At 63.4% G+C, this 15,485-nt stretch carries 11 protein-coding genes; 2 read left to right on the top strand and 9 right to left on the bottom strand.

What is annotated here, in order from left to right:
* Positions 1-9: 9 nt before the first annotated feature.
* From MF410_RS17465 to MF410_RS17440, 6 genes are all read right to left on the bottom strand, one after another.
* On the bottom strand, positions 10-1,734 hold the full coding sequence (locus tag MF410_RS17465) for a type I secretion system permease/ATPase (RefSeq protein WP_097624616.1): 1,725 nt from the start codon (positions 1,732-1,734) through the stop codon (positions 10-12).
* Between the two features lie 80 nt (positions 1,735-1,814).
* Positions 1,815-5,363 carry a DUF5801 repeats-in-toxin domain-containing protein gene (locus tag MF410_RS17460; RefSeq protein WP_097624617.1) on the bottom strand — a complete coding sequence of 1,183 codons (3,549 nt, stop codon included), beginning with the start codon at positions 5,361-5,363 and terminating at the stop codon, positions 1,815-1,817.
* A gap of 545 nt (positions 5,364-5,908) precedes the next feature.
* Positions 5,909-6,310 carry a GFA family protein gene (locus MF410_RS17455; protein ID WP_097624618.1) on the bottom strand — a complete coding sequence of 134 codons (402 nt, stop codon included), beginning with the start codon at positions 6,308-6,310 and terminating at the stop codon, positions 5,909-5,911.
* 10 nt (positions 6,311-6,320) lie between these two features.
* On the bottom strand, positions 6,321-7,853 hold the full coding sequence (locus MF410_RS17450) for a carboxypeptidase (protein ID WP_131710686.1): 1,533 nt from the start codon (positions 7,851-7,853) through the stop codon (positions 6,321-6,323).
* A 200-nt stretch (positions 7,854-8,053) separates the two neighbouring features.
* On the bottom strand, positions 8,054-9,346 hold the full coding sequence (locus tag MF410_RS17445; protein ID WP_097624620.1) for an MFS transporter: 1,293 nt from the start codon (positions 9,344-9,346) through the stop codon (positions 8,054-8,056).
* A complete protein-coding gene (locus tag MF410_RS17440; RefSeq protein WP_097624621.1) occupies positions 9,343-10,020 on the bottom strand; it encodes a FadR/GntR family transcriptional regulator in 678 nt (225 codons plus the stop codon). Before MF410_RS17440 ends, MF410_RS17445 begins: the two co-directional genes overlap by 4 nt.
* Before the next feature lie 507 nt (positions 10,021-10,527).
* Between MF410_RS17440 and MF410_RS17435 the strand changes: the two genes are divergently transcribed.
* A complete protein-coding gene (locus MF410_RS17435; protein WP_097624622.1) occupies positions 10,528-11,340 on the top strand; it encodes a class II glutamine amidotransferase in 813 nt (270 codons plus the stop codon).
* 29 nt (positions 11,341-11,369) lie between these two features.
* On the opposite strand, the gene coaBC is transcribed toward MF410_RS17435, so the two are convergent.
* From coaBC to MF410_RS17420, 3 genes are all read right to left on the bottom strand, one after another.
* The gene (coaBC, locus tag MF410_RS17430) at positions 11,370-12,575 is read right to left on the bottom strand and encodes a bifunctional phosphopantothenoylcysteine decarboxylase/phosphopantothenate--cysteine ligase CoaBC (RefSeq protein WP_097624623.1); all 1,206 of its coding nucleotides are present in this window, start codon (positions 12,573-12,575) and stop codon (positions 11,370-11,372) included.
* A 176-nt stretch (positions 12,576-12,751) separates the two neighbouring features.
* Entirely contained in the window at positions 12,752-13,501 is a 750-nt protein-coding gene (locus MF410_RS17425; protein WP_130678829.1) for an SDR family oxidoreductase, read from the bottom strand.
* A gap of 128 nt (positions 13,502-13,629) precedes the next feature.
* Positions 13,630-14,394: an SDR family oxidoreductase gene (locus tag MF410_RS17420; RefSeq protein WP_130670205.1), complete on the bottom strand. Its 765-nt coding sequence runs from the start codon at positions 14,392-14,394 to the stop codon at positions 13,630-13,632.
* A 126-nt stretch (positions 14,395-14,520) separates the two neighbouring features.
* Here MF410_RS17420 and MF410_RS17415 point away from each other — a divergent pair, with 126 nt between their 5' ends.
* Positions 14,521-15,426 carry a LysR family transcriptional regulator gene (locus MF410_RS17415; protein ID WP_239619918.1) on the top strand — a complete coding sequence of 302 codons (906 nt, stop codon included), beginning with the start codon at positions 14,521-14,523 and terminating at the stop codon, positions 15,424-15,426.
* Positions 15,427-15,485 lie beyond the last annotated feature (59 nt).

Raw genomic sequence — 15,485 nt, 5'->3', positions numbered from 1 at the left:
CGTTTCTTCTCACTTCGCCACGATAGTCGGCATCTGGGTGACCTTGCGCAGGCGCACGGCCAGTTCATTGAAGACGTAATCGCGTGGACCGAAGAGGTCCTGCTGGCCGCGGTTGAGAACCAATATCTTGTCCACCGTTTCCATGATGTTCGGCCGGTGCGCGATCAGGATGACGGTCGTGCCCGTCGCCTTGATCGTGCCGAGGGCCGCGATTAAGGCCTCCTCACCTTCGCGGTCGAGATTGGAATTGGGCTCATCCAAGATGACGAGGGCCGGGTCGCCGTAGAGCGCCCGCGCCAGGCCAATGCGCTGGCGCTGTCCGCCGGACAGGACCGCGCCGGATTCGCCAATCTCCGTCAAGTAACCCTTCGGCAGCCCTTTGATCAGGTCGTGGACGCCCGCCAACTGCGCTGCCTTGACCGCCTTGTCGAACACCACCGGACTGACCGTGGCGAAGCGGCAGATATTTTCGCAGACGTTCCCGGCGAAAAGCTCGATGTCCTGCGGCAGGTAGCCGACATGATGACCGCGGTCCTCCGCCGCCCATTGGGCGACATCCATGCCATCAAGCAAAGCCCGCCCGCCAGAAGGGCGCCAGGCCCCGGCCAGGATGCGTGCTAGGCTCGTCTTGCCGGCCCCGCTCTGGCCGATCAAAGCCAGGGATTCACCCGGCTCGAGACGGAAATTGATCCCTTTCAGAATATGTTCGCCGCCCTGTCGGGCAAGCACGATATTGTCGGCCTCGAACCGGCCTGTCGGCCGCGGCATCGCTGGAACCGGTGCGGCCTCGGGGTGCTCGCCGGCGACGGCGGTGAGACGCCGGTAGGCGGCGCGCGCGCCGACCGTCGCCTTCCACGTGCCGATCGCCTGCTCGACCGGCGATAGCGCGCGGCCCATCAGTATGGAGGCGGAGACCATGATCCCCGGGGAGGCCTCATTGCGCAGGACGAGATAGGCCCCGAGGCCCAATATCCCCATTTGCAGAGCCAGCCGGTGGCAACGCGCGATGGCCGAGATGATGCCACCGCGGTTGGCGGCAACAACCTGGCCCCTGTTTGCCTCGTCTTGCTGCACCTTCCAGCCCTCGAGCAGTGGCTTCAGCATGCCCATCGCCTGGACGACCTCGGCGTTGCGGATCGCAGCCTCGGCTTGGGTGTAGGCCCGCGACTGTGCGCTCGTCGCCTCGGTCAACGGCTTGCGTGTCAGCCATTCATTGAGCAGGGCCAGCGTAAACAGCACCCCGCCACCCGACAGCGCCAGCCAGCCCAGCCACGGATGCATGAAGAAGATGGCGGCGAAAAACAGCGGCGCCCAAGGTGCATCGAGAATCGGGAAGATGCTCGGGCTGGTGAAGAAATTCCGGACCTGGTCGAGGTCGCGCAGCGGGCGGGCATTGGCCTGGCCGGGCTTTGAGGCCGCATATTCCACCGATGCCGTCAGCAGAACGGGCGCCAGCCGCGCGTTCATCCACGATCCAAGGGTTGCCAGAAGGCGCCCGCGCACCACCTCCAGCCCCGCCATTGCCGCAAGTGCGCCTGCCGCCATCAGCGATAACATCAGCAGCGTCTCGAGACTGTGGCTGGACAGCACGCGGTGATAGACCTGCAGCATGTAAAGCGCCCCGGTCAGCATCAGGACGTTGATGGCGCCGCTGAACCAGATAAGCGGCCGGATAGCCCGTCTGGCTTCTTTCATCACAACCTGAAGCGCCGGGGGCGGCTGTTTGGTTTTCATCTTTTATGGCTCTGTACTCGAGATGACACTTTGCGCAATGGATGACGGGGGCAGCGAATGCTGCCCCCGTTGGTTACATGTCAGGCGACGTCGACAAGTATGTGCTGCATCACCGTCTGGTCTCCGTCCGCATCGACCACCTGGAAGGCGAAGTCGAGGTTGGCATCCGGTGTCTGGCTGACGGTTGAGGTGAAGCCGATGTCGGTGATCTTCAGCACGTCGTTGTCGGCGCCGTCGAAATTTACCAGGCCGGCGGTCGCATTGCTGCCGCCGTTGGCGCCGGTCGTCCGCACCAGGTCGATCGCTGTGTTGTTGCCGGTGATGCCGTTGCCCGACTGCATGATCTGCACGCCCTGGAGCACGTAGTCTTCGCCGGTCGCGTTGTAGTCGTTCTGCTCGACGATCACGAGGCCGTCATTGTTGTCGAGCGTGAACTCGCTGCTGTAGGGGGCCGGCACTTGCCCCGTCTTGTAGATGTCGGCGTTCGACACATACATGGCCCGCGTGATCGTCGTATTATCGTCTCCGTTGCCGGCGATGTTGTCGGCGCCGTTCTTGTCGATCAGGTTGAGGATCAGCATCAGGTCTTCGCTGTTGCCGATGCCGTCGAATTTGATCGCCATCGTGCCGGCGGTCGCTGTCGGGGTGGTGGCCTCATTGGAGATACCGACATCGCTGTTGAAGAACCGCAAGGTGAGCAGTTCGTCTTTTTGGATCGTGTCGCCGGCGACGCCGTTGGTGCTCTGTGTTGCAGACACCCACGTCTCATTCCCGTTGCTCACCATCTCGTGACCGCCGATGGTGAAGGTGGTGTCAGTGGACGAGCCTTGGCCATTGCTCGTCAAGCCGAACGGGTTGGCCTTGTTGACCAGGTTGCCGGTGAACTGCACATAGAAGTCTTCATCGGCAGGTGTATTCGAGTCATCTGCCTGCAGCTTTTCCAGCACGATCGGCGGGTGGCCGACATTGCTCGTCGGCTGCTTGGACAGCAGCTCGCTCGTATGGAGCACGTCGAAACTGAAGCCTTCGAGCGGGTCGGTCAGGTTGATGGTATAGGTGTCGGCGACCTTATCGAAGACGAGGGTGCCGCCTCCCGTGCCTGTCTGGGTGCCGGCAGCCGGATCTCTGTCGTAGGTGAAGGTGAAGTTGAACGTCGCTGAGGTGAGGCTCTCCGACGCCAGCGTCACATTCGAGGTGAGGAGATTGCCTCCGCCGCCGCCGGTGATCGTGCCGGTCAGTCCGATCTGGACGCCGGCCGTTACGCCATTCTGGTCGACAAAGTCGGAGCCGCCGCCGGTGTAGAAAGCGGCTGGGTGAATATCAGCGCCGATATCGTAGCCGAAGGCTCCGCTCGCCGAGGCGTTGAGCACGTTGGCGAGGGTTTCGTGCTGGGTGCCTGCGAGAGCGGGGTTGCCGTCAAACGGCACGGTGATCGTCGGCCCGTCGTCCTCGAAATTGAGGTTCTGGCCGATATTGTGGGTGGCGGTTGCCTGATCGCCGTCCTTGTCGGTGATGGTCGCGGTCAGGGTGATGAGGTCGTCGGCCGCCAGGGTCCGGCTGTCATCTGGGTTGGCGGCATCGGCGTGGATGATCGCCCGTTGCTGGTCGAGGGTGACGACGCCGGCAGCACTGACGCTGACGGTGAAGACGATGGCGCCGGCGGCCGATCCAGCGCGACCAACGACGTTGCCACCTTCGAGGAAGAGCAGCACGGACTGACCGGTTGCCGTGTCGGTGAGGCCGCTGACATTGGTGACCTGGCTGATGCCGAGCGCATAGGTGATGCCGTCGCCGTCGGCCCCGGCATTTGAGGTGAAGAAGGTCGAGAAGTCGCCCGGCGCGTTGGTCGCAAGGATAGTCTCGTCGACCGTCAGGTTCGGCGGGCTGCCGGTTGCCGTGATCGCCGGCCCGTCATCCTTGAAGATGAGGTTCTGGCCGATATTGTGGGTGGCCGGGGCGTGATCGCCGTCCTTGTCGGTGATGGTCGCCGTCAGGGTGATGAGGTCGTCGGCTGCCAGGGTTCGGCTGTCATCCGGGTTGGTGGCGTCGGCATGGAAGATCGCCCGTTGCTGGTCGAGGGTGACGACGCCGGCAGCACTGACGCTGACGGTGAAGACAATTGCGCCGGCGGCGGATCCGGCGCGGCCGACGACACTGCCGCTTTCGAGGAACAGCAGCACGGACTGGTTGGTTGCCGTATCGGTGAGGCCGCTGACATTGGTGACCTGGCTGATGCCAAGCGAGTAGGTGATGGCGTCGCCATCGGCCCCGGCATTTGAGGTGAAGAAGGTCGAGAAGTCGTCGCTGGCATTGGTCGCAAGGATAGTCTCGTCGACCGTCAGGTTCGGCGGGCTGCCGGTTGCCGTGATCGTCGGTCCGTCATCGTCGAAATTGATGAAGGAGCCGACCTCTTCGTTGTGAGCATTGCTGACCTCGCCGCCGTAGTGCACCTCCTTGACGTCGAAGAAGTCTTTCTCCGTGTCGATGTTCTTGATGGTGAAGCGGTCGAAGGTTCCGCCGGCCCCGCCTGCAGTGGTGAAATCGATCGTCACGCCCTCGCCGACATTTTCGAGAATCAGTCCATTGCCGCTGAGATTGACCGTGATGCCGAGTGCGGCCGCCGTTGTTGCCACACCGTTCAGCTTGAACGTCACGCCGGTTATATTGATCTCGGTATCGTTATCGTCACCCGGGAATGCGGAGCCCTCGGCATTGTCGTCGTTATTGTAGGCGTGGATCTCGATGTCAGCGACGGTGCCGGTCGGAGTCGATTGCGAAACCGAGAAGCCGGCGCTCGAGACGTTTTCGATGTGAGCGGTGTAATCAGGCGCGGTTGGCGTATCGGTAAAGTCCTTGCCCGCGCTCTGGGTGCCGCCGCTGATCAAGTCGATTTGAAGCTCACGGCCGAAGCGCACATCTTGAGAGGCGACGCCCAGGCCCTGCGTGCTGACATTGACTTCCGCCTGCGCGCCTTCGTCGTGAGCCGTCACGAGAATCTTCTGTGTGCTGCCTGTGTCGGCGTCGAGGATGTACCAGTCGTTGTGTCCGGAGGGTGCGTCGTCAAGCTGGCTGAAATTGACCACCGTGGTCCCTGTGACCGAGGCAAATACCTTATTGGTCAGATCGATGCGGTCGTCGGGGTTGGTTGCGTCGGGATGGAGCAGCGGCACGTATTGGACCGTATAGAGGTCATGGGTGGCGCCGGTGCCGATCAGTCCGAGCGAGAAGGCAAGCGGTCCCGTCTCGGCGGGTTCGGCGAGCGGATCAGAGGTACCGATGACGCCGATCACGACGTTTGCATTCGTTGCGCTCTGGAACAGCCAGACATAATTGCCGTCGACCGTGCGGATGTTGCTGTTGACGCCGACGGTGGTGGAAAACGGGGTCCCGGAAGAATTCTGCGTGAGAACCACCGAGGTGATGGTTTCCCCTGCGCTCGCCGAGGCGACGACGAAGTTGGACTGGTAGGCGACTTCAGGTGAGGATAGCCCGCCCGAGCCATCGAGGCCCAACATGTATTGCAGCGTTGTGTTGGTGCTGTGCGGCGCAAGCAGCGGATCGATGTCGTCGTCCTGCAAATTGGCGCTTTCGTCGATGACGATGTCCTGGGTTGTGATGTCGAGTGCCATGGAGATGCTCCCTCGGTTAGAGTCTGCAGGGGTCCAGGCCCCGGGCGCCGAATGCACCCGGCAGGTCTCCCCCGCGCATCGAACTTGCTGCTTTCCATCGAGTCGCGATTGTCTCGCCGATGGAGGGCGCCAGTCAGTTGGAGGGCATTAAGACCAAAGTCCGTCGGTGGATTAAGACCAAAGTCCATGTACAGAGGTTGCCATAACGACAACTCCAAATATTACATCCTCTTAAAATGCAAGAAAGAGTTTGTAAAATCCGGAATAAAGACATTTATGACTATGAAACCCCCACCGAATACGCCATGCAATTCCCCTCCGCTTTCTTTTATACTATAAGTTGGGCGAATTTGCACTTAGCAAGTTTGAGCTAATGGGGGATCTGTACTGAGCCTTAGCAGAATTTTTTCCGTTTTTTGCGAATGAATACATTGCGTTGACATTTCGCCAGGTCAAACGCGGACCTGCGGCGCGGCGATATTCAAAGATCCGACGCGGCGTCCGGTTGCGACAAGAGCAAGGCAAGGGGTCGCGCCGAATGTTTCTCAGTCTTCGCCGTCGGACCGTGGCAGCGGCTCGATATTCTCCACCCAGGGCAAGGCCGAGCGGCACCATATCTGCTTCCTCGGGGTGAGTTCCCGCCGCTGGTCGATGCCGCCGAGGCGGATGCCGATCGCGCCGCCGTCGCCATCCGTGCGGTAGAGCGGCGATCCGCAGTTCGGGCAGAAGAATTGCCGGCTGAGGCCGCCGCTGTCGCCGTATTTTGCATAGCCGCGCGGCTCGCCTGAGGTGAGCTCGAAACTTCCCGGCCGCGCCGGCGCGGTGATGCGATAGGCAGAGCCGGTCAGCCGCTGGCAATCGGTGCAATGGCAGATCGACACCCGCTCCGGCTCGATCGCCGCCTGATAGCGGATGGCGCCGCAATGGCATCCTCCGGTGATATGCATCCGCATTTCCTCAATCCGCCGGCTGCGCGGCCGGGTGCGTGGCGTAGAAGGCCTTGGCATCCGCCGTGAAGGCGGCCCGTTGATCGGCCTTGGTATAGAACATATGGCCGCCGCGATAAAGTTTCAGCCCGACGCGGCCGCCGCTAAGCGATGGCGGCAAGTGGTCGACCACGTAGCGGCTGACGCCGTAGGGCGTCACCAGATCGCTGTAGCCATGCGCGATCAAAAGATGGAAGGCCGTGTTCGAGGCAAGCAGCTGCCTGATGTCATCGGTCGCACTTGCCTGGAAGCGCGATCCGCCGCCGCGTCCGCTGCCCCATTCCCAGCGCCGGCTGATATCGCTGTCGAGCAGCGAATAGGTCATCTCGGTTTTGAAGCCAAGTTGGTTGCGGGCATAGTCGGCAAAGGCGCCGCCATAGGCGCGGGCGAAGCCATCGAGAATGGCGTCGTCGCCGCGGTCGTAATCCGATTCAGGATAGGCGTCGGGGGCCGCAAAAGAGGCGTCGTAAGGGCTCATCACTTCGCCGTTGCCCCCGTCGGAATGTTTGACGAAGGAGTTGCCGAGGAAGCCGCGGTTGCGCGTGACGATATCCTCAGGGATGCCCGTCAGCCCGGCAATCCTGCCATAGAAGGCGGCGGCATTGGCGCCCGTCGGCGGCGGCCCGGCGAGCGTCGTCAGATAATCCCCAAGCGCGAAGGTTTCCGCTTCGCGCAGCTTCCCTTCGTCAAAGGCGTTGTGCCGGTCGAGTTCGGCCGCCGCCAGCGACGGCAGCTCCAGTGCTGCGCCGAGCGGGAACTGATCGGCGTTGAACATCAACTGGCCCTCGAGCAGGGGCGACAGCATCACCGCGCCGGCGACGATAATGCCCTGGCTTTCCTGCAGCGCCGAGGCGACCTTGGCGGCGCGGAAGCCGCCATAGCTCTCGCCGAGAAGATATTTCGGCGCGTTGGAGCGGTTGTTGTGCGCGACATAAAGCGCGATCGCCTTGGCGATGCTCTGAGCGTCCGCGTTGACGTTGTAATAATTGGAGGCGTCGTCGGCCTTCACCGTCCGGCTCCAGCCGGTGCCGATCGGATCGATCAGCACGAGATCGGTGAACTCAAGCCAGCTCTGTGGGTTGTCGACGAGCTGCGCATGCGCGCCGTCGCGCGCCTGAGGCCCGAAATCGAGCACCTTGGGCCCGACCAGCCCGAGATGCAGGAAGGCGGAAGCCGCACCCGGGCCGCCGTTGAAGGCGAAGGTCAGGGGCCGGCCCGGGCCGCCGCCTTTCGCGACATAGGCGGTGTAGAAGATGGCGCCGGTCGGCGCGCCGTCCTGGCCGAAGAGATCGAGTGTGCCGGCGGTTGCGGTATAGGCAAACTTCCGGCCGCCGATCGTCATTTCGTGCTCGGTGACGGAATCGGCCGGCAGCAGCTTCAGCACGCCGTCGCGCGCGCTGCGCTCGACATTTGCCCCGGGTTGGGTGCTTTCCTCAGCCGAGGAAAGGGCAGGGGCCAGCGACACCGCCAGCGCTGCAAACAGAAACAGAGGTCGTAAACGCAAGATGTCTCCTCCGGCGGTACGGGCTGCAGGTAAAGCATGTCGCGCAAAAGCGTGCAGCGGTTTTACGGCAACGGCATGCGTAAGAACAAAGAGCTAAAGCGCGTCGCATGAATCAAGTTTGATGCGACGCGCTCTAGAGATAGCGTAACATCCGCGGCCGGGCGACCGACATCAAGAGATGGTGATGGGCCGGTGAGGGCTCAGATCACCTTCTCCACGGCATGAACATCGATCTCGATCGACCGGCCGGCCTTCCAGCCGTTGATCGCGGCTCCGAGCCCAAGCGCGACGAAGAGGGCGGCGCACCAGGAAAAGCTGCCGGTCCAGCCGCGGATGAGGCCGACGATGAGCGGGCCGATTGATGCAAGCAGGTAACCGACGCATTGCGCCATGCCGGACAGATGGGCGGCGACATCGGGATCGCGCGACCGCAGCACGATCGTCGTCATCGCCGCCGCGATCAGCCCGCCCTGGCCGATGCCCTGCAGCACAGCCCAGAGCCAGACGGTCGACAGCGGCGCAAAGAGCAGGCCGAGCAGGGCCGTGACGGCGACGCCGCAAAGGCTCGCATTGATCAGCCGCTGGTCTTTCCCGCGCACGGCGATATGCGGCACGATCAGGCAGGATGCGGCCTGCACCATCACCGAGAGCGATACGATCGCCCCGGCGGTGACGCCGTCGAGGCCGCGCTCGCGCAGGATCGGAACCAGCCAGCCGAAGACGCAATAGGCAAGTGCGGATTGCAGACCCATGAACAGCGTCACCTGCCAGGCGAGCCGATCCCGCCAGAGGCCTTTGACATGAAATCCGTTTCGCCTTGCCTTGCCTCCGCTGCGCAGAACCTGCGGCAGCCAGATCAGCCCGACGACGAGCGCCGGCAGTGCCCAGATAGCGAGCGCGCCTTGGAGAGAGCCGCCGAGCGCGTGTTCGATCGGCAGTGTCAGCCCCGCCGCACTGGCCGCACCCGCGCAGAGCGCCATGGTGTAGAAGCCGGTCATCAGCGCGGCGCGCCCGGCAAAATCCCGCTTCACCAGCCCCGGCAGCAGCACGTTGCCGACGGCGATGCAGGCGCCTGCCAGCGCCGTGCCGATAAAAAGCAGCGGTACGGAGGAGAGCCCGCGCAAAGCGGTGCCAAGGGTCAGAAGCAGGATGACGCCGAGTAGCGTCCGTTCGGAACCGAGGCGTTGGGCAAGACGCGGTGCAAGCGGCGAGAATGCGCCGAGGCAGACGACCGGCAGCGTCGTCAGCAGGCTGGCGCCGAGCGCGGTGAGACCAAGTTCCGAGCGGATCTCCGGCAGCAGCGCCGAAGCGCTCGAAAAGACCGGGCGCAGGTTGAAGGCGATCAGCACAAGGCTGGCGCCAAGCAGGAAACGATCCGCGGCTCCGCGGACCGGTGTTGCCTGCGGCGGCGGCAGGCTGCCGGCCTCGGCATCGATCAGCAGTTCGTCGGATGGGTCGAGCGTGGCGGCGAGATCGCGGGAAGGCGTGTTCATGACAGGATCATCCGGTCGAGGGCGGCAAGAACCGGCGCCATGAAGCGGCGCACAGCCAAATCCGCCCTGTCCGGATCGCCGGTTTCGATGGCGTCGACGATATCGGCATGCGCCTGCATATCCGGTTCAGGAATATCCTTCCCGAGCGTCGCCGCGATGGTATCGGCGATCGAGGCCGAGAAGAAATCGTAGATCTCGATCATCGCCCGGTTGCCCGAAGCGGCGATGACGGCCTTGTGGAAGGCGAGGTCGCGTTCGATGAAGGCGGCCTGATCGCCGCCGTCGTAACTGCCGCGTTCGGCAAGCAGCCGGCGAAGCCCGGCAACCGTCTCCGGCGTCTTGCGAAGCGCGGTCAGCCGCGCGGCCTCGACGTCGAGCGCCAGGCGAGCCTCGAACTGGTCGCGCAGGCTGGCGCGCCGGGCCATGGTCAGCGGCCGGCCGGCATCGCTGGTCGCCCGCACATAGGTTCCCGAACCCTGCCTTGTTTCGAGATAACCCTGCGACACGAGAACCCGCACCGCCTCGCGCACCGTGCCGCGGCTTACCGAGAGCATGGCAGACAGCGAGGCTTCATTCGGCAATTTCTCGCCGACCGCCCAGCGTTTGCCGAGAATATCGCTGCGGATCGCCTCGACGGCATCATCCGCGAGATTGGTCCTGCTGATTGCACGCATCCCACTACTCATAAAGTCATCTGATGACTTTATGAGTAGTGGGATTTCGATGGTCCGTCAACGATCTTATATCAGGGCAATAAAAAGGGTCGCCTCGGCGACCCTTTCCATGAGTTTGGCCTCAAACTGGCCCGGGCTGTCTACGCAGCCCCAGGAAGGCGGGATTACAGCGAGGGCTGCCTCGCTTTCATCACCTCTCCCATGCCCGTTACGAGGTCCGAAATCTCATTAGACATTGGATCACCTTCCTTTCTTTCTGTTGCTGATCGGTCAAAGGTAGGCTGATTCTTTTCAGATGCAAGAACAAATCCGTGCAACGCGCTGCCGCAAGGCAATCCGTATGTTCACAAAAGGACACAGACTTTCGCCGAATTTGAAGATGCCAGAGTCATGAATCCGTCATCTTGCGCTTGCAAATCGGCGGCGCGTTAAGCTGTTATTAGCCGCGACGACAGACAATTTCAGCATGCCCGCCGGTGCGGCGGCGGGGTCCGGAGCAAGAAAGCCATGTGTCGCTGGGCAGCCTATCGCGGAGACCCTCTCTATCTCGAGGAGCTGGTATCCTCGCCCGCCCATTCGCTGATCGAGCAGTCGCATTGCGCTACCCGCGCCAAGACGGCGACCAATGGCGACGGTTTCGGCATCGCCTGGTATGGCGACAGGCCCGAGCCCGGCCGCTACCGCGATATCCTGCCGGCTTGGTCGGATTGCAATCTGAAGAGCCTGGCGCGGCAGATCCGCTCGCCACTCTTTCTCGCCCATGTCCGCGCCGCCACCGGCGGCGGCACGCGCCGCGACAATTGCCACCCCTTCACGCATGACACCTGGTCCTTCATGCACAACGGCCAGATTTCAGGATTCGAGCGCCTGCGCCGGCCGATGGAAGCGATGCTCGACGACGAGTTGTTCAACGCCCGCGGCGGCACGACCGATTCCGAGCTGATGTTTCTGCTGGCGCTGCAATTCGGCCTGCGCGAGGCGCCGATCGCTGCGATGGCCCAGATGGTCGGTTTTGTCGAGGATCTGGCCGAAAGCATCCTCGGCTCGATTGTGCTGCGCTTTACTGCCGCCTTCTCCGACGGCAAGACGCTCTATGCGATCCGCTATGCCACCGATCGCAAGGCGCCGACGCTTTATGCCTCACCTGCAAGCGCCGGCTATTGCCTCGTCTCCGAGCCGTTGAACGACGATGTCGATGCCTGGGCGGAAATTCCCGATGGCAGCGCCGTCACCGTCGGTAAAGATGGCATCAATGTCGCCGACTTCCGGCCGGAGAAGCGGAGTGCCGCAAAGCCCCAGCGCGTGGCCATTCCTGCCTAAACGCCTGGCAGCAGCGGAGCCGCAGGCGATTAGCTCAGTTGCTTGGCGATCAGCGCCGCGAGCCTTTCGGCAACCTCTTCCTTCGCCAGATCAGGCCATTGCTCGACGCCGTCGCGGCGAATGAGTTTGACGCTGTTGCGGCTGCCGCCCATGATGCCGGTGGCGGGCGAGACGTCATTGGCGACGATCATGTCGGCGCCCTTCCGCTCGAGTTTCGTCTTTGCATTGCTTTCGACGTCCTGCGTCTCGGCGGCAAAGCCGATCACCAGCTTCGGCCGCATCGTATGATGGCCGACGGTTTTGAGGATATCGGGGTTCTCGGTCAGCGCCAGCGTCGGTATGGATTCGCCCGGATGTTTCTTCAGCTTCTGGTCGGCGGCCGAGGCCACCCGCCAATCGGCCACAGCCGCGACCATGACGGCGATGTCGGCCGGCAGCGCCGCCAGCACGGCGTCGCGCATTTCCTCCGCCCGTTCGACATGCACGGTGTTGACGCCGACAGGGTCGGCAATCGTCACGGGCCCCGAGACCAGCGTCACCTCGGCTCCCAGTTTGGCAAGGGCGGCGGCGATCGCATGCCCCTGCCGACCGGAGGAGCGGTTGGCGATATAACGCACCGGGTCGATCGGCTCATGCGTCGGGCCTGAGGTGACGATCGCCTTGCGTCCCTTCAGCGGTTTCTCCCCGTCGTCGAGCATGGTTTCGGCGGCCGCGACGATCTCCAGCGGCTCCGCCATCCGGCCGAGCCCGGCCTCGCGGCTTTCGGCCATCTCGCCGGCCATCGGCCCGACGAAGCGGATGCCGTCTGCCCGGAGCAGCGCCGCATTGCGCCGCGTCGCCGGATGCGCCCACATTCTGGGGTTCATCGCCGGTGCCGCGAGCACCGGCCTCTCCGTCGCCAAAAGCACGGTCGAGGCGAGATCGTCGGCCAGCCCGTTTGCCATCTTCGCCATCAGGTCGGCGGTGGCCGGGGCAATCAGCACGAGGTCGCAGTCGCGCGCCAGCCTGATGTGGCCAACATCCTGCTCGTCTTCACGCGAAAACAGATCGAGGAAAACATGGTCAGCCGCCAGCGCGCCGACGGCCAGCGGCGTGACGAATTCCTGGGCCCCCTTGGTCATCACCGGGCGCACGCTGGCGCCGCGCTCGCGCAGCCGGCGGATCAGATCCAGGCTCTTATAGGCGGCGATGCCGCCGGAGATGATGAGGAGGATGCGTTTGCCGCTGAGAGCCATGGCTTTCTTCCCGTCGCCTTATTGACCGGTCCCGACCCTAAGCCTTTGGCGGAGAACATGCAATCGCGAGGGCGACAGGCATCGGAGCTACTCCGGAAGCCGCCGCATGACGATCGCGATCGCCATGCCGAGGCGGGCAAGCTGCGGCGGCAGCCAGTCTCCGCCGCACTCGTGGGTCAGAGGTTGCTCATCCCGCCGTCGATGATGAGTTCGCTGCCGACGATATAGGCGGCCTCATCGGAGGCGAGAAAGACGATCGTCTTCGCGACTTCGCTGGGGTTCCCGAAGCGGCCGACGGGGATCTGGGACTGGATCTGCGCGGTCATCGCCTTGGAATCCGCTTCCGACGCCCCGAGCTTGCTGTAGAGCGGCGTGGCGATCGGGCCCGGGCTGACGGCGTTGACGCGGATGCCGCGGCCGATGAGTTCGCCCGACAGGGTCTTGGCAAGCGTCAGCAGCGCGCCCTTCGTCAGCGAATAGACGCTGGAGTTCGGCATGCCGATATGAGCGTTGATCGAGGTGTTGAGCACGATCGCGGCCTGCTTCGAAAAAATCGGCAACAGTGACTGAATGAGGAAGAACGGTCCTTTGACGTTGATATCAACCGACTTGTCGAAGGCGGCTTCGCTCCACTGTTCCAGCGGCCCGAATTCGGCGACCCCGGCGTTGACGAAAAGGATGTCGAGCGTGCCGAAAGCCTCTCTAACGCTATCGGCGACGGCCTTCTGGCCGGCCGCATTGCCGGCATCGGCCTGGATGACGGTGGCTTTGCCGCCAAGTTCGGCCCGGGCCGCCTCGACGCTTGCCGCGCTGCTGCCGGTAACGACGACGCGGGCGCCCTCGGCGATGAACTGGCGGGCGGTTTCGAGACCGATGCCGCTGGTGCCGCCGGTGATGAGGGCTGTCTTGTTCTGCAGGCGTGACATGATGACGTTCCTTTGACCGAATTTTGGGCCGCGGCCCGTTGTTGGGAGAATGCCCTGAAAAAGGCGGCGCGATAAGCCGGCGCGTTGAAGGATCATCAACCCGCAGCGGATAATCGCGCCGCGCCGCCTCAGGTGCGGGTGATCGAAGCGCCGCCGTCGACCAGCGAGGCCGTGCCGGTGACGAAGCTCGCATCGTCGGAGGCGAGATAGAGAACCGAGCGGGCGAGTTCTTCGGGTGTCGCGACACGCTTCAGCGCATGCAGATTGGTGACGAAGGCCTGCTTCTCAGGCGTATCGTTCATGTCACGATACATGTCGGTATCAACCGCACCCGGCAGGATGGCATTGACGCGCACGCCCTGCTGGCCGAATTCGGCTGCAAGCGCCTGCGTCAGGCCGATCAGCCCGGATTTGCTGGCGGCATAGGCGGCAACGCCCGGAAAGGCGAAGCTGTAGCCGACGAAGGTCGAGGTGAAGATCACCGAACCGCCGCCATTTTCCACCATTGCCCCGATCTGGTGCTTGGCGGCGAGGAAGGAGGCCGTCAGATTGATTGCCAGTGCCTCGCTGAAGCCTGCTTCCGAAACGGCGGTGCTCGGACCGGCTTCGCCGAGCGTGCCGGCATTGTTGAAGGCGATGTCGAGCTTGCCGTAATTCGTCACCGCGGCGGCGACCAGCGCCTTGTGGTAGTCTTCCGAGCGTACGTCGCCGGCAATGGCGATGGCGTCGCCCCCCTCTGCCTTGATCTCGGCGACGAGGCTGTCGAGTTCGCCCTGGCGGCGGGCGCCGACGACGATCTTGGCGCCTTCGGCGGCGAAGAGTTTTGCCGTGGCGCGGCCGATGCCGGAGCTTGCGCCGGTGACGATTGCGACCTTGTTGTTCAAGCGGTTCATGGTTCCATCTCCTGCGTTTGAGGTGAGACGGCCCCTGCCGTCCCTTTCGATGAGTGGAAGATGGCATTTTCCTTTCGTTCGGATTAGTCTCCAGATCGGGGAACTCGAATTCGGAAAAGCCGAACGATGATCAGGATCGAAGGTATTGCGGCTTTCGTCGCCGTGGTTGAGGCGGGCTCGGTCAGCGAGGCGGCCCGGCGCCTGCGGTTGTCCAAATCGGTCGTCAGCGAAAGGCTGGCCGAACTGGAAAAGTCGCTTGGCGGCATACTGCTGCACCGAACGACGCGCAAGCTCACCTTGACGGAGGATGGCACGGTCTTCCTCGAGCGTGCCGCGCGCATCGTGCGCGAGATCGAGGAAGCCGCGGCCGACATGGCCGAGCGGCGCGGAACGCTGTCCGGCCCGATCCGCATCGCCGCCCCAGTCACCTTCGGCCGCATGCATCTCGGCCCGGCGCTTTATCCCTTTCTTGCTGAACATCCCGAGATCGAACTGACGCTGGATATCGATGATCGACGCGTCGATGCCGCCTCGGACGGTTATGATGCCATCATCCGCAATGGTCCGATCGCCGATAGCCGGCTGGTCGCCTGGAAGCTCGCGCATAGCCGCCGCCTTCTCTGCGCCTCGCCGGATTATCTCGCGCGCCAGGGAATTCCGTCGTCGCTGGCTGATCTCAACAGCCATCGCGGCATCTTCTACACCAATCGCGGCGTTGCGGACTGGCGCTTCCAGACGCCCGACGGGGCGATCGTCGTCCGCGCGAAACTGGCGCTCGGCATCAACAATGGCGACATGCTCCGCGACGCCGCGATTGCCGGCCTCGGCATTGCGCTGCTGCCCGCCTTCATCGCCGGCCCGGCCATCCGCGAGGGCCGGCTTGCCGAAATCGATGTCGGTCACAAGCCGGAGGCCGAATTCATCTATATGGCGCATCCCGAGGGCCGAAACCCCTCCGCCAAGCTCCGTGCCATCGCCGATCACCTGAAGAAGAGTTTTGGCGATCCGCCCTATTGGGATCCGGCGGGCTAGAGCATGTCGCGCAAAAGTGTGCAGCGGTTTTGCGACAACGACATGCGCAAAAACAAAGA

This window comes from Rhizobium sp. C104, assembly GCF_022354505.1.
In the GTDB taxonomy this organism is placed as follows: domain Bacteria; phylum Pseudomonadota; class Alphaproteobacteria; order Rhizobiales; family Rhizobiaceae; genus Rhizobium; species Rhizobium redzepovicii.
This window is presented reverse-complemented; position numbering and strand designations above follow the sequence as displayed.

What these genes read in the sequence shown, in the direction of transcription:
- MF410_RS17435 (WP_097624622.1), top strand. Translation starts at nt 10,528, where the DNA reads ATGTGTCGCTGGGCAGCCTATCGCGGAGACCCTCTCTATCTCGAGGAG.
- MF410_RS17445 (WP_097624620.1), bottom strand. Translation starts at nt 9,346, where the DNA reads ATGAACACGCCTTCCCGCGATCTCGCCGCCACGCTCGACCCATCCGAC.
- MF410_RS17440 (WP_097624621.1), bottom strand. Translation starts at nt 10,020, where the DNA reads ATGCGTGCAATCAGCAGGACCAATCTCGCGGATGATGCCGTCGAGGCG.
- coaBC (WP_097624623.1), bottom strand. Translation starts at nt 12,575, where the DNA reads ATGGCTCTCAGCGGCAAACGCATCCTCCTCATCATCTCCGGCGGCATC.
- MF410_RS17420 (WP_130670205.1), bottom strand. Translation starts at nt 14,394, where the DNA reads ATGAACCGCTTGAACAACAAGGTCGCAATCGTCACCGGCGCAAGCTCC.
- MF410_RS17465 (WP_097624616.1), bottom strand. Translation starts at nt 1,734, where the DNA reads ATGAAAACCAAACAGCCGCCCCCGGCGCTTCAGGTTGTGATGAAAGAA.
- MF410_RS17460 (WP_097624617.1), bottom strand. Translation starts at nt 5,363, where the DNA reads ATGGCACTCGACATCACAACCCAGGACATCGTCATCGACGAAAGCGCC.
- MF410_RS17425 (WP_130678829.1), bottom strand. Translation starts at nt 13,501, where the DNA reads ATGTCACGCCTGCAGAACAAGACAGCCCTCATCACCGGCGGCACCAGC.
- MF410_RS17415 (WP_239619918.1), top strand. Translation starts at nt 14,521, where the DNA reads ATGATCAGGATCGAAGGTATTGCGGCTTTCGTCGCCGTGGTTGAGGCG.
- MF410_RS17455 (WP_097624618.1), bottom strand. Translation starts at nt 6,310, where the DNA reads ATGCATATCACCGGAGGATGCCATTGCGGCGCCATCCGCTATCAGGCG.